The sequence below is a fragment of the Anabaena sp. AL93 genome (assembly GCF_001672085.1).
In the GTDB taxonomy this organism is placed as follows: Bacteria; Cyanobacteriota; Cyanobacteriia; order Cyanobacteriales; family Nostocaceae; genus Dolichospermum; species Dolichospermum heterosporum.
Window position 1 is genome coordinate 79,207 of record NZ_LJOU01000003.1, and the last position, 20,536, is coordinate 99,742.

Consider the following 20,536-nt stretch of genomic DNA (forward strand, 5'->3'; position numbering starts at 1 on the left):
AACTTTTCAAACACCCTCTAAAGATCCCCGACTTCTTTGAGAAGTCGGGGATCTGAATCTTATGAATTTACAAGGCTTCTAGGGCTAAAGGTTGCCAAATTTCTCCATATTTTTCCTTTAAAAGTTGCCAAGCTTCTACTTGTCCTGGTTCGTATTCTCCGGGTTTACCCCATTGTAAAAAGAGGCTTAATGCAGGTTTTTCTTCTGCATCTAAAAACCGAATCGCATAGGTTGTAAAATTTCCTCTTTTGGCTTCACCTGTTTCAAATTTCACTTGTTGAATCATATCCATATTCAAATGAAATTCAAAGCCTTCGGTGTGCATATTCGCATATTTACCTTTTGGTAATTCGGCGTAAAATAGCTTTTCTATTTTTCCTCTAGCTTCTAAAACAGCGGCGCTGCTGGTGACAATTAAGCGCAAAGTTCCCAAGGTTTCACAAGCTTCTAAAAATTCTTTCAATGTTGTACTCATAGGTGTTGATTTTTTAGTTGTTAGTGTTCAATTTCAGATTTATAGCGTTTTTTTGGATCTAATACAATCCAGAAGGCAAGAGGGCGCAGACCCTGCGCCCCTACGTTTCGTATTTTTCATAAGCAGCAACAATCCGCTGCACTAAGGGATGACGAACAACGTCTTTTTGAGAAAATTCGCAAATGGCGATTCCTTCCACATTTCTGAGAATCTGTAAGGCTACATCTAAACCTGATTTTTGATGGGGTGGTAAATCGGTTTGGGTGATGTCACCTGTGATTACCATGCGGGAGTTAAAACCCAATCGGGTTAAAACCATTTTCATTTGCGCCGGTGTGGTATTCTGGGCTTCGTCAACGATGATAAAGGCGTTATTTAATGTCCGTCCTCGCATATAAGCTAGTGGTGCGACTTCGATGATTTCCCGTTCGATTAGGTTGGGGACTTTTTCGGGGTCTATGAATTCATTAATGGCATCATAAAGAGGACGTAAATAGGGGTTGACTTTTTGCTGTAGGTCTCCTGGTAAAAAGCCGAGTTTTTCTCCTGCTTCGACTGCGGGACGGGTTAAAATCAGCCGTTCAAATTGATTACTGAGTAGGGCTTGGACTGCCATAACTACAGCGAGATAGGTTTTCCCTGTTCCCGCAGGACCAATACAAAAGGTTAAATCACGTCTACGAAGTGCGTCTATATATTGGCGTTGGTGAAAGGTTTTGGCGCGAATTTCAAAACCCCGGCGAGTTTTGGCGAGGATATCCCGTTGTAGGTCTTGGAGTTGGTCTTCTGTATTTGTATCGAGGGCTTGACGGGCTGTGAGAATATCGGCACTAGAGATATTATTACCTTTACTCCACAAATTTTCGAGCGATCGCACTAATCGCTTTGCTAATTCTACCTGTTTGGGTGTTCCCGAAATTAATAATTCTTGCCCCCGGAGGACTAAGTTAGCCCCTGTTTGTTGTGATAAAAACTTGATATTTGCCTCACCATAACCAGCTAGAGCGATCGCACTGGACATACTAGGCAGTTGAATTATGGAATCATCTGCCATATTATTGCTGAATTGGGTAAAAGGTGGTTTTTAACAAAATTAATATTTTCCTATTAAATGTAAATTGAAAATTCTATAATTTTCTGTCAATTAAGGCTTATTAAATAAAACTAAAACTCGAACAATTTATCAGGTTCTATACTATTCTTCCTTTCTTTCTCCTGACTCCTCCCATATTGGAAAATAGGCTGACAACATTTGTTAATTCTTGGCTGGTAAATCCGCAGTGAACACGGAAATATTCGCCAAGACTTGACAATTTTGTTGTCCCCTTTCTCCATCTTTCCCAGAAAATAATCTGTAATCAACCATTTAAACTGACCAGTTATGATCTAGCGTAAACGTGGTTTAACAACAGGTTTGGGAATATTGCTCTCTCTTTCTTTCGACTTGGGTGGTAGTATCCGCTCTTCCTGGTCTTCATCAAAAGACATACTATCTCGACTGTGGGAACTGCCGCCGTAAATATCCAGGTATACTGATTGCCCAGCTAGTTCTGCTGCTGCGGAAATTACAGTGCGAATTGCCTGGATATTTCGTCCCCCCCGACCAAACACTTTTTCTTTATCTATGCTGTTAAAAGCAATGCGAACCCAAGCCCGCTTGAGGGTTTGAGACATTTCACAATCAACGCTTAAAGATTCTGGAGATTCTAAAAACGGTTGCACAAGAAACTTCACCAGCCCCACATAATTGGGATTGGTTGTTAGGGATTTAATCTCAAGACTATGATGCGGCTGTTGCACTGACCTGTTCAAAAACGTTAGCTTTTACGAGGATACGACGAACTGTATCGGTAGGTTGAGCGCCTTGTTGCAGTCGCTTAACAATACCAGGAATATCTAATTTTACTTCATCAGTTCTGGGGTTATAAAATCCTAGTTCTTCTAGGGGGCGACCGTCACGACGGGCAAGATTGTTAATAGCAACAATCCGGTAACTTGCTTCGCGCTTTTTGCCAAATCTTTTTAAACGCAATTTGATCATGTTGAGAACTGTTTCTCCTGTTCCTAGTGAGTGAGTTTGTAACTGATTGATAGGGAAGTGATGGGGATATTATACCCGCCTTCACAACTTCCAACACTGAAATGCTAATTTTAGCACTTTCTAGCCGTGAATGGCTATTAGTTTAGTTGTCAGTTGGAAAGATATTCTCTTCATTCCCTGTTCCCGTCGTTTCGGGATAAAACAGTTGTAGTACCTCAATCTTTCCTCCATTACCTGCACTAACTCATTATAAACAATTTTGATAAGTTATTGATCAGAGCATAGACTACGTGCTTATTTCCGCACAGACCAAGAGCGAACTTGACCTAAAATCACAGGAATTCTGTCACTAACATCAATGGTAAACAAAAACACCTTTTTAGACGGTCCTAAAGCTCAGTTAATGTCTTCATAGAAGAGTCGCGCTCGTTGCCCACACTCACCTGAAAGGGAGTGTGTGGAGTATGTCACAGATTATTGATATCAATACCTTTAGCTGCTAATTTTGCTAATAGGTCTTGATAATTTTTGTATTCTTGTTCAGCACGTTGTTTTTCTTGTTCAGCACGTTGTTTTTCTTGGTCAGCACGTTGTTGTTCCTGGTCGGCACGTTGTTGTTCTTGTTCGACACGTTGTTGTTCTTGTTCGACACGTTGATTTAATTCCACAGATGTGAGAAACTTAGCGCCATGAGGATAATAAATTTCTAAGTTATCTGCTGTGAGTTTAAAACGTATGTCTAAACGCGGGCTGACCCAATTATTAATATCCTCAATTGCCTCTAAACATTCTTGTTCAAGAATAAATCCTGTTAATTCAATTGTGTCTGGATTGTATATATAATACTCTTCTACCCCATAACGCTGATAAAAGAGGATTTTTTTGGCCATTTCTTTGGTGCTATTTCCCGGAGATAGGATTTCAAATACCACTTGGGGAGGAATATTATTTTCTTGCCATTGTTTATAAGAACCTCTATCACCTTTGGGTCTTCCAAACACTACCATGACATCAGGTGCTTGTCGGGTTTTTACACTTCCTTCTACAGGATACCAAAGTAAATCACCAGCTATAAATACATCATTGTTTGGGGCGAATAATATTTCTAAATTTTCCTTAATTTTAACAATCCATTCATATTGTTTAGTATTATCAGACATAGGGTTGCCATCACTATCAGGGTAGATGATTTCTGGTTTGATTTCTGGTTTGATTTCTGGTGGTATAAGTTGCTGTACCATATCTGAATCTCCATTTTACCAAAGGTAAATAAAGTTTTGAACACAAGCAGTGGCACTGATGAATATATTAACAATTATAGTGATTTGCGATAGACCCTGAACAAACACCATAATTATTGCATTTGGCAAATCCCGAATTTATGGGAGAAATTCGGGATTTTGTGCTTAAATTCTAAAGAGTCCCAAAACCTTTTTTCTTTTTCTCTTTCTTTTTCTTCGCTGGTGGTGCGCCACCGGGGTAGCCACGCCAGCCGGCTGAGGGGCGATTACCACCTGCGGCTAAGGGATTACCACCACCAAACATTCCTGGCATTCCTGGTATACCACCTTGTCCCATTTGCTGCATGAGCGATCGCATTTTTTGGAAGTCCGCTACCAGTTTGCTTACATCCGCTTCTCTGTACCCAGAACCAGAAGCTATGCGGCGGCGACGACTGGGAGAACTCGATAATAAATCTGGGTCACGGCGTTCTTTACCCGTCATGGAATTAATCATGGCTTCACAGCGTTTTAGCTGGGTTTCTCCATGCTTTAACTGGTCATCAGAAAGCTTGTTCATGCCCGGAATCATCTTCATAATTCCGCCCAAAGAACCCATGTTTTTCAACAACCGCATTTGCTTGAGAAAGTCAGTAAAATCAAATTTCGCTGACAGGATTTTCTCCTGCATTTGCTCCGCATCTGCCAAATCTATCTCTTCTTGGGCTTTTTCAACTAAGGTGAGAACATCCCCCATGCCCAAAATCCGCGAAGCCATCCGGTCAGGATAAAACGGTTGTAGAGCCTCGACTTTTTCCCCTACACCCACAAATTTAATCGGCGCACCGGAAATTTGCCGCACAGATAACGCCGCGCCACCTCGGCTATCCCCATCCATTTTGGTCAGGATTGCCCCAGTAATACCGATTTTATCATGGAAGGTGCGCGTGAGATTTGCCGCCTCTTGCCCGGTCATTGCATCCACAACTAACAGGGTTTCATCGGGCTGGACTATTTCTTTGATGCGGGCTAATTCCGCCATCATATCTTCGTCAATTTGTAAGCGTCCGGCAGTATCAATAATTACTGTATTTATGCCTTCGGTTCTGGCACGTTCCACACCTTGACGGGCTATTTCTACGGGGTCTGCTTCAATTCCCAGTTCAAATACTGGGACATCAATTTGCTTACCAAGAGTAATTAACTGGTCAATAGCTGCGGGACGATATATATCTGTAGCCACTAATAAACAACTACGATCTTGTTTTCGTAAATGCAAGGCTAATTTAGCGGTGGCTGTGGTTTTACCTGTACCTTGTAAACCAGCCATTAAGACAACGGTGGTTTTACCTGTAACTTCTGCCAGGGGAACATTTTCTTCCCCCATCACCTGCACTAATTCATCATGAACAATTTTGATGAATTGTTGGTCAGGACGTACACCAGCGATAACTTCAGCCCCTTGTGCCTTGGTTTCAACTTCGCTAATAAAATCTTTGACTACCTGGAGATTAACATCTGCTTCCAACAAAGCCCGACGCACTTCCCGTAAAGCGTCTTGTATATTGGATTGGGAGATTTTATCCTGTCCTCGCAGTTTTTTCCAGGCGGATTCTAAACGGTCAGATAGTGCATCAAACATATTTCAGTTACAACGTAGTTCGTCTGTTGGGAATATTTGGTAAGTTTTTAACTCTCTTCTTTACCAGCTTATCTGACTCTAGCAACTGATTGATCTGGTAAACCGTAATTTTGAAGGTGTCCTCAGTCATGGACAAACGTTCGCGGAGCGTGGCGTTAGCCATACCACAGAGAACACAGAGGACACGGAGAAATGAGAGTTAACGATGATTTATAGGTAAGTTTGACAAAAAACGAATAATTTCCCATTTTATGGGTTGTTCAATTTATTTAATTTTCTGTGTCTCAAAATCATTCACTTTGAACGATTTTCAAGCGTAATTCTTGTAAATCTTGTCTGTTTTGACTAATCCAACTGAGACTTGTTTCACTAGATTTTAATGTTTGTGTATGAGCTAATTCATGTTGTTCAATTAACTGCTCTGAAATAGCTATTGATTGTTCAATAATTTCACTAGCAACTTCTAATCTATCTTGAAAAATTGAGATAACTTTCTCACATACTTGATCATAAATATCTTGTGCAGATTCATTAAATTTTTCTAAACCTTTTTCTAATACTTTTGGTTTGGGATCATCATTTCCAAAAAAGCTCCCAATTATCCCTCCTAAAGCCATATTAATCAAAATTCCACCCGGTATTAATGCTGCTAACAATCCTGCTACTATAGCTCCTCCCATAAAACCACCAAACCAATCTTTTCCTTCACTGTCTTGTGGAGATAATGATAAATTCAATTTAATATCTTGTTTAACGTTAGCTATAGATAAACTAAATTCATTAACAAGATTTGAACCACGCTCTAAATCTATAGATTCAAGATTACTTTTAATTGCCTCTACATGAAAACTGATTTCATTATCTAATAAAGAAATATAATCTTGCAAATATTCAGATATCATTTTAGATTCAAAATCTTTCTGAAAATCTTTAGCAAAATCTCTAACAAACATTTGAGCATAATCATTCATTATTTTTTCTTTATCCTCTTGGCTAGAAATCCATTTTTCACTTTTTTTAGTTAAACGTTCTTCTAAATTTTCTACCCATTTCTTCCAAGATTGTGAAATTTTTTCCATAGTTTCTTCCACAAGACTGTCAAACAAAAGACGTATTTTAAAATCTCGTCCAGTTGCTTCACCAATACAATCAAATATTTGTTGCTTATCCTGTTCTGAAAGTGTTATTTTACCAGAAATGATTTTCTCAAATTGTTCAAATTCTGAACTACAACCAGTTATTAAATTATTGAGTAATTGAGTCGCTTTTTTTAGTTTAAGTAAACCTTTTTCATTAATCAAAAAACTTTCAACAGATTGAGTGAAAAATTGAAAAGATTTAAGGTAATCATTTTCAGTATTTTCTAAAATAGCATCAACAGCACATTGGGCAGAAATAAAATGAACACGGTTATTACCTGTTATAATTGGTTCTTGTCCAAATACAAATTTTTCTACTCTTTGCTGAACACCTTGACGATCTTGTTCTTTGCGTAGTAAATCTATAAAATTAACGACAACAAAAATATTATTAGCAGGTTCATTTTTATTACCGTTATTAACTTGTAATCTTAATTCTTGTAATAATTGTCTTTCTCCCTGTGTTAAAAGACGTGAAGCATTAGTTAGGAAAATAATTGCATCAGTATCTTGAATTAGTTGCTGAGTAATAGCACTTCTGTTAGGATGTTCATTTAATCCAGGAGAATCAACAATTTCTACTCCATTTTTACATAAAATTAAACCAGGATGTTCTAAAATAATTTCGGTAATTTCTGAGTGAGCTAATTCTTCTGCTAAACTATCAATAGCAGCATCTTCTGAAATACTGGCTTTTTCTTGATATTGTTCAAACGGAATTTCTTCTTCTTGTCCATCTCTATAACGACAAATTACTCGTTTTTGAGTTCCATATTTTAAAACAGTAATTGTACCACTACAAGGAATTGCTCTTACAGGTTGAATCTCTTCCGCTAACCAAGCATTAAGTAAAGTTGATTTACCTTGACTAAATTCACCAATTACAGCAATTCTAAAACGTTGAGATTGTAATTGTCGTAAAATTTCTTTGATTTCTTCTATCAAGTATTCTGAAATAATATTTAGATTAAATCCTTCTTCTAATAATTGTAGTAAATTGTTACAGTAATTTTCTAATTGTTGACACTGTTGTTTAAATAACTCAAAACCTGAATAAGCTGGTTGTAAATGATGATTTTCCTGATCATTATGGTGTTTATTGGGAAAATATTCTAAACAGTGATTAGCCGCTTTTATGAACAAATTATCAAGGGAAGACAATTTTACAGGATCAAGTAAATCTCTGATTTGATTTAAGTCTTGTTCATTTACAATAGTTTTATCTGCAAAAACTGCCTCTAATGTATGCAAATAGTTATTTGGAATTTGTAGGTTTTTACCAATATTTTGTAAATATTTTTTCTCTTTAACATCAATTACTCCATCAGCCATAGACATTTGATACCCTAAACATATTAGTAATATTTTTTCTGCTTCTGTTAAAGATGCAGCTAATATCAATAAATCGTTTACATTTTGATATAATTTATCTTGAATGATTTTTTTATGAATAATCTGTAAGAATTGACGAAATTTATTTTGTTGAGGAACTAATATATTAATAATATTATTGAAATATTCCTTTTCTTTACTAGATACTTCGTTATCAATATGAATAACCCCTATTATTAAAAATAATACAGCCGTCATAAAAACAATAGGAGGTGTGAGGTGTTTTTTCGCTAATTTTTGACCAGTGAGACGGGATAATAGTTCAACTGCTTCAGTTTGGATTAGTGAGGTATCCATAAAATTCCTTTATCATTAAGATCGTTAATTACTTAATTTATTATGACTTATTTAGGCAAAAATTTACCTGATTAATGGGATAATAGCAAGAGATACGTTAAGTCTAGCCAAGGAAGTGTTAACTATGCTATTTCAGTTTCCTCCAATGATTGAAGCGGGTATTGCAGCAGGCCAATACTTGCAGGTCTTTTCTTCTACAGGAGTACCTCTGAGCATAGCTAGAGATACTACTACAGGTCAGTTTGTAGGTAATGCTATAGGATTGTTAGATCAAAGTGGACTTCCTTTTCATCCTATAGCAGTACCTTTAGATTTGGCTACCAGTGGATTAGAAATGTATCAAATGCACAAAGGTTTTCAATCTGTACTAACAAATATAGGTATTTTACAATCAACTACATCTGTTATAGGTATGGGTGTTGCTACGGGTGTCGCTCTTTCTGCTGTTAATTTATATCAAACTATAAAACTGAGAAAAGCGGTAGAACGTTTAGAAATTAAGGTAGAAAATGGTTTTATTGATTTAAAACAGGCTTTGAAAAATCAAGGTTCGGAAATTATCCAACATATTGATCAAGTTGCTAAAGATATTAAATTTGAACAACATCGTTTAATTTTAGTTAGAGCTTATGGCTTATTTACGCAAGCAATTAATCGCCTTAATTCTGCAATGAAAATACAGGATATTAGCCGAAAAAATACTGAAATTGATTTAGCACGATCAATGTTATTTGAATCTTTAGCTGACTATCGCAATCCTCAATTATTTGAAGAAACTTGTGCATCAGGAAGTGTAAGAAGATTAGAATGTTCTTGGTTAATTGAACAGATGATTGTTGGTACTTATCAGGTACAACATGAGTTAGTAGCAGCAAGTGATCGTCTTGTAAATTTACAACAACAAATGCGGGAAGATTCAGTTAATGTTATTATGAGTTGTGATTCAGAGGAAGAACTTGATTTTTTATTTCCTGAAATTAACAGATTACATGATCAAGATTTAATTGTATTAGCATCATGGCAAAATAATCTTGATTGGATGCAATCACTTCCTCCTTCTGAACTAAAATTATTAGCAAGTTCTGACTTTAATCAATCTCAAACGGTTGTTAATTCCAATAAAAAACAATTTAATGATATTATTCAACAACCTGAATTAGAACTCTATGAAATTTTAAAACAAAAATCTCATTTCTCTTCTCTCAGAGACCAGCTTGTATTTATGATGAAACCTGAATTAAGAGAAGAGTACGAAAATTATATTAGTGAAGAGTCCAAAAAATATGATCATAAAGTTTTTATTCCTTCAAATTTAAAACAGATTTCTAATTTTACTTTATCTAATCTTTTTTGGTATTTTTATATTCGGGATGAGTCTCAGCATCAAGAAGAAAAAAATGAACCTGAACACATTAATGATGCTCAATACAATGCACAGATTAAATGTCCTTCTTGCAATAGATTAAACTATGTGAAAGGATATGAAACAGACTATAATTGTAAGTTTTGTGGTACTAATATTAATGTTTATGCACGAAGAAACGATCTAATTTTTGATATATCTAATCAAGAGGAAAATCAAATTTTCCTAAAAGTTCAAAATATTATTGCTGAACAATTAGGGATTGAGCCTAAACAGATTAAACAAAATTATCATTTTATTCATGATTTGAGAATAGACCCTTTAGATGCAGTAGAGTTAGTTATGGCTTTAGAGGTGGAATTTAATATTGAGATTTCAGATGAAGATGCGGAAAAAATACAAACTGTTCAGCAAGCGGTGAGTTATCTATCCAAAAAAATAAATAACTAGGAGTTTTATTTTTTAATTCACAATGTTGGGTTTCCTTGCGTCAACCCAACCTACATTCAATTTTTTACAGATTATTTATATCAATACCTTTAGCTTCTAATTTTGCTAATAAGTCTTGATAATTTTGCCCTTCCTGTTCCGCTCGTTTTATCTCGTTCCCAAAGAATATATGCTATGCTAAACATTCAATAATCAAAAAAATAACATCTTATGAATAACTTTAATAACTACATCCAAAATCTACAAAAAAATATTAAACATGGTGGAGAACGCAGTCACTACTCCAGTTTACAAAGTTTAATAGAAGGTGAAATTGGCATTAGTACCATAGTAGAGGAAAAAGGTAATCAAGCCGGAATACCTGATTTAACTATCAGAAAAAATGAGCGCGTTGTGGGATATATAGAAGCTAAAGATATTAATATCAACATTACTAAATTAGACAAACAAAATGAACAGCAAATTAAACGTTATTTAGAATCAAATATAGGTTATAACTTCATTTTAACGTGTAGTCATACTAATCATCCCAATCATAGCTTATATCTTTTTTGCCATTGCTTCTGTTATGTCCAGACTAGCACTAGGAGGGGTTGGAATTGGTGATAATTACACTAACTATAATAGCCAATTTGAACTCACTCCCAGCGATGGTATAGGCTATACTCTTACGACAGCCATAACATCTATTGTTCGCTTTATCTTTAACCTAATTCTTGTACTACCACTCAAATTCTTTATTGGTAGTCACACCGATATGTCAATGGAAACCCCCCTAGCTGAACTTCCTGGCTATATATTAGAAAGTATTAGCTATTTACGTCCTCCAAATCGCTTCAGCTTTTACTGTGGTATCATCAGCTTTCCATTGATGGCCGGACTATATTTTTACTTAATCAAAACCTGAAATTCTTGATGGGTTAATTGATTAAAAGAATATAATTTATCTTTATAAATCATCACATTGATTAATAGAGCGATCGCAATCAATGATCACTCTCAATTTTTCCAGTTTATCAAAGTTTGCTGGACACAAGTTGTAAAATTAAACAAGCTTCGATTACTTAGAAAATTACTAAATAATCTAGTGTTTTAAACCCCATCTTTTGGTGTTGTGGAAGGAGTTGGTTTATTTTCCTGGGGTAATGCTTGTTTAGCAACATTATCAGCAGCTTGTTTAAACATTGGTTCTAATTTATCACGCCAGTATTTAATATTCGGGAGCTTTTCTGGATGATCTCGATAAGCTAAAACTTCATCCCATTGACCATTATCAATAGCTTTATTAATATCTTTAGCTAACGCTTCGGCTTTTGCCCAATCACTCTGCCATTGATTAACAGTATCAACTGTGTCTTTAATCCCAGAAACAGCATTGCCCGAAGTTGATTTTAAAAGAGAAATTGCTCCTTGTAAATCTCCTGATTCAAACTTTTGTCGAGCTTTTGCTACCGTTTTTGTCTTATCTTCGATGGCTGGTGGAGATGATTCAGGAGTGGGAGTTTCTACCGCAGATTTGGCGGAAACTTGAGGAACTGGACGAGATGCAATTAAAGGACTATCATCTACAGTTTGAATAGCCAAACCTTTATCTCGACGGCAAGAAATCCATGTTTCGTTATTAGCAATAATATCAGAATGCGCCCATGCTAAACGTCCAGATGAAAGTTTAATTTCTACCCAACCTCGATTTGTGCGTTTACCTGTCACCTCAAATTCACTGGCTACACCCAAGGTTTTCAAAATATTATCAGAATTGATGGCACTGGGTTCAGAACGGATATTAGAATTAGCTGCAACTACAGCCATACAGTTATTTGTTAATTTGGTTTTTTCTCCCGTTGGATTACCAGTTAAACTCTTAAAATTGGGATATACATTTGTAAATAAAGCGGCTACACTACCAACTAATAATATGCCAATTAATAAAGGTAAAGGATCTGGTTTATTAGATTCTTGGGGAATATATTGTTGAGGTGCAGGTTGAACAGGAACATGATTAGCGGGCGAAACCGCCATTGTTTTCTGTGTAAATCTTGAAGCTAGATTTTGCGGAGACTGATAAATAATTTGAGGAGATACGGAAGGTTGGGCAAGTTCGGGGGTGATATTTACCAACTCTTGACAAGCTTGTAAAGCTTCCGTTGCTGTTTGATAACGTTCTTTGAAATGGTAACGTACCATTTTCGTTAAAATTGCGACTAGACCAGGATTCACAGGAATTAAATGTTGCCAGTTAATTTCCCCTGTATCTGGATCTTCTTGTAATTGACTAGCTGGGACTCCTGTTAATGCCTGAATGGCGATAATCCCTAAAGCGTAAATATCACTATTAGGACGGGGTTTACCTTGTCCCTGTTCTGTCGGCATATAGCCAGGTGTGCCAATGGCTACTGTAGCTGTTTGCTGTCCGCCGACCATAACCAAGGGCGATGCCTGCGGCGGGCAAGGCCAACGCAATTGTTTAACTGCACCAAAATCTACTAAAACTAATTTATAATCAGCCGCACGGCGAATAATATTATCTGGCTTAATGTCGCGGTGAATCACACCTTCCTGGTGAACAAACTCTAAAATACTCAAGATTTCCAGCAGCATTTGCATGACTTGGGCTTCACTCCAAGGCTGTCCAGGGATAAGTTCTTCATTGAGAGTATGACCGTCAATAAATTCTTGAACTAGAAAGAATTCCTTATTTTCGTCAAAATAGGCAAGAAGTCTGGGTATTTGGTCATGGTTACTCAATTTTTCTAACGTTTCTGCTTCGCTATTAAACAGGCGTTTAGCAGTAACAAAGATGTTAGGGTCAGAATTAGCTGGTTTCAGGTGTTTAACCACGCAGATGGGATTGCCTGGCCGTCTGGTATCTTGGGCAATATAGGTTTGACCAAATCCCCCTGTCGCCAAGACGCGAATGACTTGGTAGCGATGATCTAGTAATTTGCCTATCATAATTTCCCTCCCCAGCTTTACAGCTTAATTTTCCCGCTAGTAGTCAATATCTCCAAATTTCTCTTTCTAAAATCAGGTATCTTGAGAAAAGATTTAAATTATGTCAGCAGTCAGGAGTAAAGAGGAAAGAAAACAGAAGAAAAATTCCCTCGTCTCAACCAGCAATTTAAATGCCTGACAGCTTAACTACTTTGGCGATCGCTATGAAGTATAGTTTTTTTATTGAACCAAATTGTTAATTTTACGATCAGTATCCCTATTGACTAGCTATGCCACCTAAGATAACTAATTCTACCTCATGGCAACAAGCTGAAATCTTGATGCAACCTGCGTTCATTCGTGTGATTGATAATCTTCGCAAGCAGTTGGATATATCTGATTGGCAAGGCACTTATCAAGATGTATTAACTTGGCCTGCTAATACCCCTGATGAAACCAAAGCCTTGGTAACTCAGTTGGTACAAGAAATAGAAACCGCAACACCCATACAAGCGGAGGAAATTAGAAAAACTCTGGCGAGTTTACCTATGCCCCATGCAGGATATCATTTGCTTTTACAACGTAATGGACAACAAGTCAATCTAGATTTGTGGGATTTGTGTTATCAATTATGTTTTCTGAATTATAGTCCAGAGAATACAGCAGTTAATATTGATACTAGCTTAATTGATGAATATGGGGATGTGGATTGGCAACAATTAGAAAATAAAACTCAGCAATTGGTGAAACAGGTTTTCGCTAGTTTATCAATATTAGGCGACTAGAAGTCGCAGCTACACAAACAAAGTCCGCCTACGCGGACTAATTTAAACCGGGCGTTGCTGATTAAGGGTATGAATTTTAGTCTCACGCAAAGGCGCAATCACGCTTCGTGATCTCGAAGAGTAGACGCACTGAGGTTTGAGTTTTAAAGGTTCAATTTGGGAATTTAATACCTCGATTCAGCAACGCCTTTAAACCGTAATCCTGTTAATCCTTAAATCCTGGATATCCTGATAGCGTAGCGTGGCGTTAGCCATTTCTGACAATATTATTTCCTATGAAATTGATTTCTGAACCACCGATTTCTGTCAAAATTCAAAAGATGAAACAACGGGTGCGCTGGCAGCATTCGAGTATTTTACAGCAGGGAATTGACCAAACCTGCATGGTGATAGATGATGGCAACTCAGAAAGTCCAGATTTTTCGTTTATGGTGATGGGTGATACTGGAAGTAAGTCCTATTCTCGACACCATCCCCAACGGGAAGTTGCCAAAATGATGGTAAATCATGGTAATGATTGCCGCTTTGTGCTGCACACTGGTGATGTGATTTATATGGTGGGTTCTCGTGAATATTACCCAGCTAATTTTATTGAACCTTATCGGGAATTTTTGGTTGGTGGTCATCAGCCTCAAAATATTGCTTATGATCAGATGGTATTTAAGCTGCCGATTTTACCAGTGCTGGGTAATCATGATTACTATGATGTGCCTTTACTCTATCGGTTGTTAACTGGTCCAACTTTGCCTTTGCGGCGGATGTTGCGTTATAAAGATATTGAGATTGGTTGGCATGGTTCAAATCAAGGTGATGCTTATGCTAGAGCATTTTTAGATTATTTGGCGGCAGTTTCTCCAAGTGACTTAGAAGGATATTTAAAACAGCATTACAACGCTCAAACTGGTACTGGTAAATGTTTGCGTTATCAACCGGGGAATTTTACTCGTTTACCCAATCGCTACTATAATTTTTGTTACGGTGGTATTGACTTTTTTGCCTTAGATTCTAACACTTTCAATACTCCAGATCCTTTACCTCATAACCAAGCTGGGGATGATTTCCGTCGGGAATTAGGGCAACGTCGTCAGGAAATTGACAAGGAAGAATTACGGATTTTGACGGAATGTGACAAACTCAATCCTGAAAAGTCTGATGACGCGGAATTATTGGCTGAACTTGGGGCAAAATTAGACCAAATCAATGAAGTGAAAATTGATATTGAAAAGCAATTAGATTCTCATACAAATACTAATGTTGATTTTGAACAATTGACTTGGTTAAAAGAAAAGTTAATTGCATCTTGGCAGAATGACGCAGTTAGAGGACGGGTAATATTTTTCCATCATCCACCTTATGTGACGGAAGGTAGTAAATGGAATCAAAGGCAAACTTTAGCGGTTCGTCATCGGTTACGGGATGTTTTTGATGAGGTGGCGACAAGTTTAGGTAATATAACTCAGAAACGCCCAATAGTAGATATAATATTCAGCGGACACGCACATTGTTTTGAGCATTTGCAAACTGTTAATACAGGACACGCAGATTCTTATATTAATTATATTATTGCCGGTGGTAGTGGTCGTCGTCTTCGTCGTCAACGTCAAGAAGGAGGAGAATTGCTGGAAACTTTCAATAATAATGGGGATCTTGCCATTCGTAAGGTTGCTGATTCGCTGTTGTATGTGGGACGGAGTGGGAGTGGTTTTGAGAGTAAACAGCCTTATTCTTGTGTGCGAGTGGATGTATTGGGGGGTTTTCCAGCTAAATTTATGATTACACCTTTAGTGACAGAGTTAGTTGCGGGTAAATGGTGCGATCGCCAATTAAAACCTTGGATAATTTATAATCCAGGAGGATAGAAAATAGATAGCCAAAAATTTGCTAAAAACAAACCAATATGCCCCTCTCCGCGTCGGAGAGGGGTTGGGGTGAGGTTCAATGAATTCACGTTAAAATAATTAAAAATCCGCGCTTTGTGGTGTGCGAGGAAAGGGAATCACATCCCGAATATTTCCCATACCCGTCATAAATTGCACCAATCTTTCAAACCCCAAACCGAAACCAGCGTGGGGAACAGTACCATAACGACGTAAATCTAAATACCACCACAAATCCTCTGGTTTCATACCCTGTGCTAATACCCGTTTTTCTAAAACATCAAGTCTTTCTTCCCGTTGTGAACCACCAATAATTTCGCCTATTTTCGGTGCGAGAATATCCATAGCCCGGACGGTTTTTTCATCATCACTCAACCGCATATAAAAAGCTTTAATTTGGGCAGGATAATCTGTAACAATGACCGGCTTTTTGAACAATTGTTCAGCTAAATAGCGTTCATGTTCTGATTGTAAATCTGCACCCCAACTCACAGGGTAATCAAACTTAGCATCAGCTTTTTCTAAAAGTTTGACTGCTTCTGTATAAGTCAATCGTGCAAACTGATTGTTAATAATATTATTGGCAGTTTCTAAAACAGTATTATCAATCCGTTCATTAAAAAATTCCATGTCTTCGGGACAGGTTTCCATCACATATTTAAAAATGTGTTTGAGAAACTCCTCAGCTACATCCATATCACCTTCTAAATCACAAAAAGCCATTTCTGGTTCAACCATCCAAAATTCGGCTAAGTGACGAGAAGTATTAGAATTTTCAGCCCGGAATGTGGGACCAAAGGTGTAGACATTCGTAAAAGCCATAGCCATAATTTCGGCTTCTAATTGGCCACTGACTGTTAAATATGCAGGTTTACTAAAGAAGTCTTGGCTATAATCAATTTCTTGGTTTTCTGTTTTAGGAACATTCTTTAAATTGAAATTGGTCACACTAAATAATTCACCCGCACCTTCACAATCACTGGCGGTAATAATGGGAGTATGTACCCATAAAAAACCCCGTTGTTGAAAAAATTGGTGAATAGCGATCGCGCAAGCATTTCTGACTCGAAATACTGCACCAAAGGAGTTAGTTCGCGGACGTAAATGGGCTATGGTTCGGAGAAACTCAAAGGAATGGCGTTTCTTTTGCAGAGGATAAGTATCAGGATCAGCATCTCCGTATACTTTCACTGTATCTGCTTTTAATTCTATTCTTTGTCCTTTACCCTGAGAAGCTACTAGGACTCCTGATACTTCTATAGAACCACCTGTATTGATCTGTTTTAATATTCCTTGATAGTCTGGTAAATCTTGATTAATGACAATTTGTAAATTACCTAAAGATGAACCATCATTAACTTCCAAAAATGCAAATCCTTTTAATTCGCGTTTTGTTCTTACCCAACCTTGGACTACCAAAGTTTGTTCTGGTTTACCACTTCTTAATATTTCTGCAATACGAGGATTTAGCATTTTCTACAATTTGTATTTTTTAAAGAATTTCAGATCCCCGACTTCTCAAAGAAGTCGGGGATCTTTGAGAAGTCGGGGATCTTTTAAATCAACCAACCCAAGATTTTAATAACCAACCTATAATAACACCTAAACCGCCAAAACGAATAGCTTGCCAAAAAGGTCTTTTCAGACTTACCCAAGAAAACAACTGGCTTTCTAGGTTGATTTCTAATACTTCTAATTGTTTTTGAAGGCGATTTAACTCGGCTTTAATTTCTGGAGTCTGCTTTCTATTTTCCTTTAAATTTTTTAATTCTTGTTGCCATTGTGCCTTTTGTTGTTGATCTTTTTGCACTTGAGCATATCTATCTTTCAAGAATTGGAGTTCAGCCTCTATTTCCTCTAATTCCTGTGCAAAATCTGGCTGGGAATTTTCCTCTAAATTAGTCATTGGTGATTAATCATTAGCTATGATGGTTAAATCATAACTTTTACTCTTAACTCGGCACTTAGTCTTATGTCACAAACTAATCAACTAAATGAAATCAGCACTCTAGAACTAGCACAGGCACTCATGGAACGGTTGAGTATCTCTCCCGATGATTGGCATCGCCTCAAGTCTAATCGCAATGCTCGCGCTAGTGAACAGGCAGCCGCCGCAATGGTGTTTTTGGTCAAAAATGAACCCCAAGAAGCACAGGCTAGGCTAGAACAGGCTGTAGGCTGGCTAGATAAGTCAATCTCCGCCCCTCCTTGCCCCACGCACGGACATCAGCGCGAGGTAATAAAGAAATAGCTCTCACCTGTTCCCTGTCCCCGTGGCGTAGCACCTGTCCCCGTGGCGTAGCACCTGTCCCCGTGGCGTAGCACCTGTTCCCTGTTCCCTGTTCCCTGCCCCCTGCCCCCTCTTATCTTCGCAAAGATAGTAAACGACGGCTTTCTACTTGCTTACAAAGGGTAAGTTCTGTCCCTTTGCCATTCCATTTTACTTGATCAAAAATCTGATGCAGTAAGGACATACCCCGCCCACTTTCTGCTTCGTCTGGTGGTAAATAGTCATCGGGATCACTATGATCTTCGAGGGAGGGTGTGAAACCGCTGCCCTGATCTGAGATAATCCACCAATACTGATTATTTATTAATGAGAACTGAACTACGACTAATTTGCCGGGATCAAGATTATTCCCATGTTTAGCGGCATTTACTAGGGCTTCTTGGAGTCCTAGTCGTAGTTCCGATTGTAATTTTACGGGAATATCGTTCAAGAGTAAATCTAGGATTGGACAAAGATAGAGGGTGGAGGCAAAACTAATTGTCCCCCAATAACGCCCAACTGGACGAAGAGAAATGGTAATCACAAGAGAAACCCCGTAGCTTTTATTTAGCTAGACATCAGGAAAGCTTTTTCAGGCATTCTGATAAAAATTAGGTAGCCATGCTGCCTTCAAACTTGAGTCTGTAAAACTAAATTTATAAAAATGCTCTTGGCCGATAACTGGGAATGAGAATTCATATTGTTGATGTACAACTTGCTAAAGTCAATCCGTTCATTTGCTAGATGAATAAGAATTGCTATTTTTAAACAGAATGGGCAGGACGCTCTGATTAGCTGCTAGTTTGTATTTAACACAATTTAATCTCTTCCTTCAGATTCTATACAGCTTCGATTTCTTTAAAACAAAATGAGTTTCTATTTTTATGTAATTCCATTTTACCATTATGAGTATCCACTAGAGTACAAATTTCTGATTTTTATTTTTAGAAAGAATTAACTATTCTGATCATTTTCCGACAGGACTAGAAAAGCGGCTGCTTCTACATGGGCAGTTTGAGGAAAAAAGTCGGCAGGTTGCACTCTTGTGAGTTTATATAGCCCATCTTCGCAAAGTAATCTGAGGTCACGGGCGAGGGTGGCTACTTTACAACTGACGTAAACAATTCGAGATGGTTTCAGGTTTCTTAATGTTTTAATAACGTTAGCTTCACATCCTTTGCGGGGCGGATCAAGTAAGACGACATCTGGGATAATTTCCAAATTCTGGAGAATCTTTTCTACTGCGCCTACTTGGAATGTGACATTATTGATTCCATTTTCTTTGGCATTGATAGTTGCTTGTTGTACTGCTGTGGATTGCAATTCTAACCCTGTGACGTGCCGTGCTTGTTTGGCTAGGGGTAAAGTTAATGTTCCTATACCACAATAGGCATCAATGAGGATTTCATCTCCTTGTAGGTTCAGTTCTGACTGAATTACTGCTAGGAGTGCTTCGGCTGTTTCTGTGTACACTTGGAAAAATGTATCTGGTCCGATTTGAAAATCTAGTCCGGCGAATTTTTCTTGGAGGTGGGGGGTTCCAGCTAGACAACGGGTTTCTGATCCAAATATAGCATTTGTGCGATCGCTATTGCGGTTAAGTGACACACCAACTAACTCAGGATAACGCTGTAACCATTGCTGTGCTTGGGTTTCAATTCCTGGTAAATTCCAATCTTTGACGACCAAAGTTAGCAGCATTTCTCCTGTGCGACGACCAATGCGTAAACCCAAATGGCGAATTAAGCCTTTATGTCGGGTTTCGTCATAAATTGACCAACCTTGCTTTTCAATATCCAATTTTACTTCAGCTAATAGGGGATTTAATCGCTGGTCTTGGACGGGGCATTGATTCAAGTTGATTAATTTATGAGTACCTTTGTGATAATATCCAGCTTGGACATGACCTGTGGCTGACCTACCGATAGGATAGGTGACTTTGTTGCGATAGCCGAAGGATGCAGCAGTTACTAAGACGGGATCTATCTGTGGATTCACAAAACCGCCAATTCTTTCTAAAGCTTGAGTTACTTGATTGTGTTTGGCGATTAATTGGTAGTCATAATTAATATGTTGCCACTGACAACCACCACATTTATCAGCGACAATACAACTGGGACGCACCCGTTGAGGCGAGGCTTGCAATAATTCTTGCACCTGACCATAGGCATATTTTGGCTTAACATTGAATAGTTTAACAAGTAGGCGATCGCCCAGAACAGTATCAGGAACAAAAACCACCCTCTGTTCAAAGCGTCCCACACCATCCCCAGTGTCGCTTAAATCAGTAATTTCCAGTTCAATAATTTCATCTTGTCGCCACATTATATTAGTCATTAGTCAGTTGCTAGAGAACAGGGAACTTTCTCACTAGGAAGCGGAAGTTGCCCAATGTGAAATTTTGACACTCCCCGGTCTCAAGACACGGGGATTCTTGGTTCGACGAGACCACTTAAACTAGATTCCTTGCGTTGTCTAACCCAGAGGTGGGACTCTCCCCAAGCGTTAACTTTCGGTCTGCCCGACCGTAGTTGCATTACTGCAAGTCCTGTTTAACTTGAAACGAGAAAGTTTCAAAACTCTGATTTGTCTAGTGGTCTGTCAAATTTATTTTGACGGGTAATGATCGGAAAAAACTTCTGTTCTTCCCTCCCC

Annotated in this window: 17 protein-coding genes and 1 pseudogene; 6 read left to right on the forward strand and 12 right to left on the reverse strand. The window is 37.9% G+C overall.

Annotation, left to right across the window (positions count from 1 at the left end; all coding sequences use genetic code 11):
* Positions 1–67: 67 nt before the first annotated feature.
* From AN486_RS01680 to AN486_RS01710, 7 genes and pseudogenes are all read right to left on the reverse strand, one after another.
* A pseudogene (locus AN486_RS01680) lies at positions 68–478 on the reverse strand (ChuX/HutX family heme-like substrate-binding protein); the annotation flags it as partial.
* A gap of 97 nt (positions 479–575) precedes the next feature.
* Entirely contained in the window at positions 576–1,529 is a 954-nt protein-coding gene (locus AN486_RS01685) for a PhoH family protein (protein WP_053540860.1), read from the reverse strand.
* Positions 1,530–1,861: 332 nt separating this feature from the next.
* Positions 1,862–2,248 carry a KH domain-containing protein gene (locus AN486_RS01690; RefSeq protein ID WP_053541388.1) on the reverse strand — a complete coding sequence of 129 codons (387 nt, stop codon included), beginning with the start codon at positions 2,246–2,248 and terminating at the stop codon, positions 1,862–1,864.
* 7 nt (positions 2,249–2,255) lie between these two features.
* Entirely contained in the window at positions 2,256–2,516 is a 261-nt protein-coding gene (rpsP, locus tag AN486_RS01695; protein ID WP_027403099.1) for a 30S ribosomal protein S16, read from the reverse strand.
* Positions 2,517–2,983: 467 nt separating this feature from the next.
* The gene (locus AN486_RS01700) at positions 2,984–3,757 is read right to left on the reverse strand and encodes a Uma2 family endonuclease (protein WP_290598887.1); all 774 of its coding nucleotides are present in this window, start codon (positions 3,755–3,757) and stop codon (positions 2,984–2,986) included.
* Between the two features lie 172 nt (positions 3,758–3,929).
* Entirely contained in the window at positions 3,930–5,378 is a 1,449-nt protein-coding gene (gene ffh, locus AN486_RS01705) for a signal recognition particle protein (RefSeq protein ID WP_053540858.1), read from the reverse strand.
* Positions 5,379–5,668: 290 nt separating this feature from the next.
* The gene (locus tag AN486_RS01710) at positions 5,669–8,206 is read right to left on the reverse strand and encodes a dynamin family protein (RefSeq protein ID WP_053540857.1); all 2,538 of its coding nucleotides are present in this window, start codon (positions 8,204–8,206) and stop codon (positions 5,669–5,671) included.
* A 1,582-nt stretch (positions 8,207–9,788) separates the two neighbouring features.
* Here AN486_RS01710 and acpP point away from each other — a divergent pair.
* From acpP to AN486_RS01725, 3 genes are all read left to right on the forward strand, one after another.
* Positions 9,789–10,019 carry an acyl carrier protein gene (gene acpP / locus AN486_RS01715; RefSeq protein WP_290598902.1) on the forward strand — a complete coding sequence of 77 codons (231 nt, stop codon included), beginning with the start codon at positions 9,789–9,791 and terminating at the stop codon, positions 10,017–10,019.
* 210 nt (positions 10,020–10,229) lie between these two features.
* The gene (locus AN486_RS01720; protein WP_290598890.1) at positions 10,230–10,625 is read left to right on the forward strand and encodes a hypothetical protein; all 396 of its coding nucleotides are present in this window, start codon (positions 10,230–10,232) and stop codon (positions 10,623–10,625) included.
* Positions 10,588–10,926, forward strand: coding sequence for a hypothetical protein (locus AN486_RS01725; protein ID WP_290598891.1), 339 nt, complete (start codon positions 10,588–10,590; stop codon positions 10,924–10,926). The genes AN486_RS01720 and AN486_RS01725 overlap by 38 nt, the downstream gene beginning before the upstream one ends.
* Positions 10,927–11,111: 185 nt before the next feature.
* Here the strand turns inward: AN486_RS01725 and AN486_RS01730 are convergent, their stop codons facing one another.
* A complete protein-coding gene (locus AN486_RS01730) occupies positions 11,112–12,971 on the reverse strand; it encodes a protein kinase (protein WP_290598892.1) in 1,860 nt (619 codons plus the stop codon).
* Positions 12,972–13,240: 269 nt separating this feature from the next.
* Here AN486_RS01730 and AN486_RS01735 point away from each other — a divergent pair, with 269 nt between their 5' ends.
* Positions 13,241–13,735, forward strand: coding sequence for a hypothetical protein (locus AN486_RS01735; RefSeq protein ID WP_053540854.1), 495 nt, complete (start codon positions 13,241–13,243; stop codon positions 13,733–13,735).
* A gap of 275 nt (positions 13,736–14,010) precedes the next feature.
* On the forward strand, positions 14,011–15,594 hold the full coding sequence (locus AN486_RS01740) for a metallophosphoesterase (protein ID WP_290598893.1): 1,584 nt from the start codon (positions 14,011–14,013) through the stop codon (positions 15,592–15,594).
* A 99-nt stretch (positions 15,595–15,693) separates the two neighbouring features.
* On the opposite strand, the gene asnS is transcribed toward AN486_RS01740, so the two are convergent.
* Positions 15,694–17,085: an asparagine--tRNA ligase gene (gene asnS, locus AN486_RS01745; protein ID WP_290598895.1), complete on the reverse strand. Its 1,392-nt coding sequence runs from the start codon at positions 17,083–17,085 to the stop codon at positions 15,694–15,696.
* An 88-nt stretch (positions 17,086–17,173) separates the two neighbouring features.
* The gene (locus tag AN486_RS01750) at positions 17,174–17,518 is read right to left on the reverse strand and encodes a hypothetical protein (RefSeq protein ID WP_053540851.1); all 345 of its coding nucleotides are present in this window, start codon (positions 17,516–17,518) and stop codon (positions 17,174–17,176) included.
* Positions 17,519–17,584: 66 nt separating this feature from the next.
* Between AN486_RS01750 and AN486_RS01755 the strand changes: the two genes are divergently transcribed.
* Positions 17,585–17,863: a DUF6439 family protein gene (locus AN486_RS01755; protein ID WP_039204523.1), complete on the forward strand. Its 279-nt coding sequence runs from the start codon at positions 17,585–17,587 to the stop codon at positions 17,861–17,863.
* 112 nt (positions 17,864–17,975) lie between these two features.
* On the opposite strand, the gene AN486_RS01760 is transcribed toward AN486_RS01755, so the two are convergent.
* Entirely contained in the window at positions 17,976–18,425 is a 450-nt protein-coding gene (locus AN486_RS01760) for an anti-sigma regulatory factor (RefSeq protein WP_027403110.1), read from the reverse strand.
* A gap of 410 nt (positions 18,426–18,835) precedes the next feature.
* Positions 18,836–20,218: a 23S rRNA (uracil(1939)-C(5))-methyltransferase RlmD gene (gene rlmD / locus AN486_RS01765; protein ID WP_053540850.1), complete on the reverse strand. Its 1,383-nt coding sequence runs from the start codon at positions 20,216–20,218 to the stop codon at positions 18,836–18,838.
* Between the last annotated feature and the right edge of the window lie 318 nt (positions 20,219–20,536).

What these genes read in the sequence shown, in the direction of transcription:
- AN486_RS01685 (WP_053540860.1), bottom strand. Translation starts at nt 1,529, where the DNA reads ATGGCAGATGATTCCATAATTCAACTGCCTAGTATGTCCAGTGCGATC.
- rpsP (WP_027403099.1), bottom strand. Translation starts at nt 2,516, where the DNA reads ATGATCAAATTGCGTTTAAAAAGATTTGGCAAAAAGCGCGAAGCAAGT.
- AN486_RS01700 (WP_290598887.1), bottom strand. Translation starts at nt 3,757, where the DNA reads ATGGTACAGCAACTTATACCACCAGAAATCAAACCAGAAATCAAACCA.
- ffh (WP_053540858.1), bottom strand. Translation starts at nt 5,378, where the DNA reads ATGTTTGATGCACTATCTGACCGTTTAGAATCCGCCTGGAAAAAACTG.
- AN486_RS01710 (WP_053540857.1), bottom strand. Translation starts at nt 8,206, where the DNA reads ATGGATACCTCACTAATCCAAACTGAAGCAGTTGAACTATTATCCCGT.
- AN486_RS01720 (WP_290598890.1), top strand. Translation starts at nt 10,230, where the DNA reads ATGAATAACTTTAATAACTACATCCAAAATCTACAAAAAAATATTAAA.
- AN486_RS01725 (WP_290598891.1), top strand. Translation starts at nt 10,588, where the DNA reads ATGTCCAGACTAGCACTAGGAGGGGTTGGAATTGGTGATAATTACACT.
- AN486_RS01730 (WP_290598892.1), bottom strand. Translation starts at nt 12,971, where the DNA reads ATGATAGGCAAATTACTAGATCATCGCTACCAAGTCATTCGCGTCTTG.
- AN486_RS01735 (WP_053540854.1), top strand. Translation starts at nt 13,241, where the DNA reads ATGCCACCTAAGATAACTAATTCTACCTCATGGCAACAAGCTGAAATC.
- AN486_RS01740 (WP_290598893.1), top strand. Translation starts at nt 14,011, where the DNA reads ATGAAATTGATTTCTGAACCACCGATTTCTGTCAAAATTCAAAAGATG.
- asnS (WP_290598895.1), bottom strand. Translation starts at nt 17,085, where the DNA reads ATGCTAAATCCTCGTATTGCAGAAATATTAAGAAGTGGTAAACCAGAA.
- AN486_RS01750 (WP_053540851.1), bottom strand. Translation starts at nt 17,518, where the DNA reads ATGACTAATTTAGAGGAAAATTCCCAGCCAGATTTTGCACAGGAATTA.
- AN486_RS01755 (WP_039204523.1), top strand. Translation starts at nt 17,585, where the DNA reads ATGTCACAAACTAATCAACTAAATGAAATCAGCACTCTAGAACTAGCA.
- rlmD (WP_053540850.1), bottom strand. Translation starts at nt 20,218, where the DNA reads ATGACTAATATAATGTGGCGACAAGATGAAATTATTGAACTGGAAATT.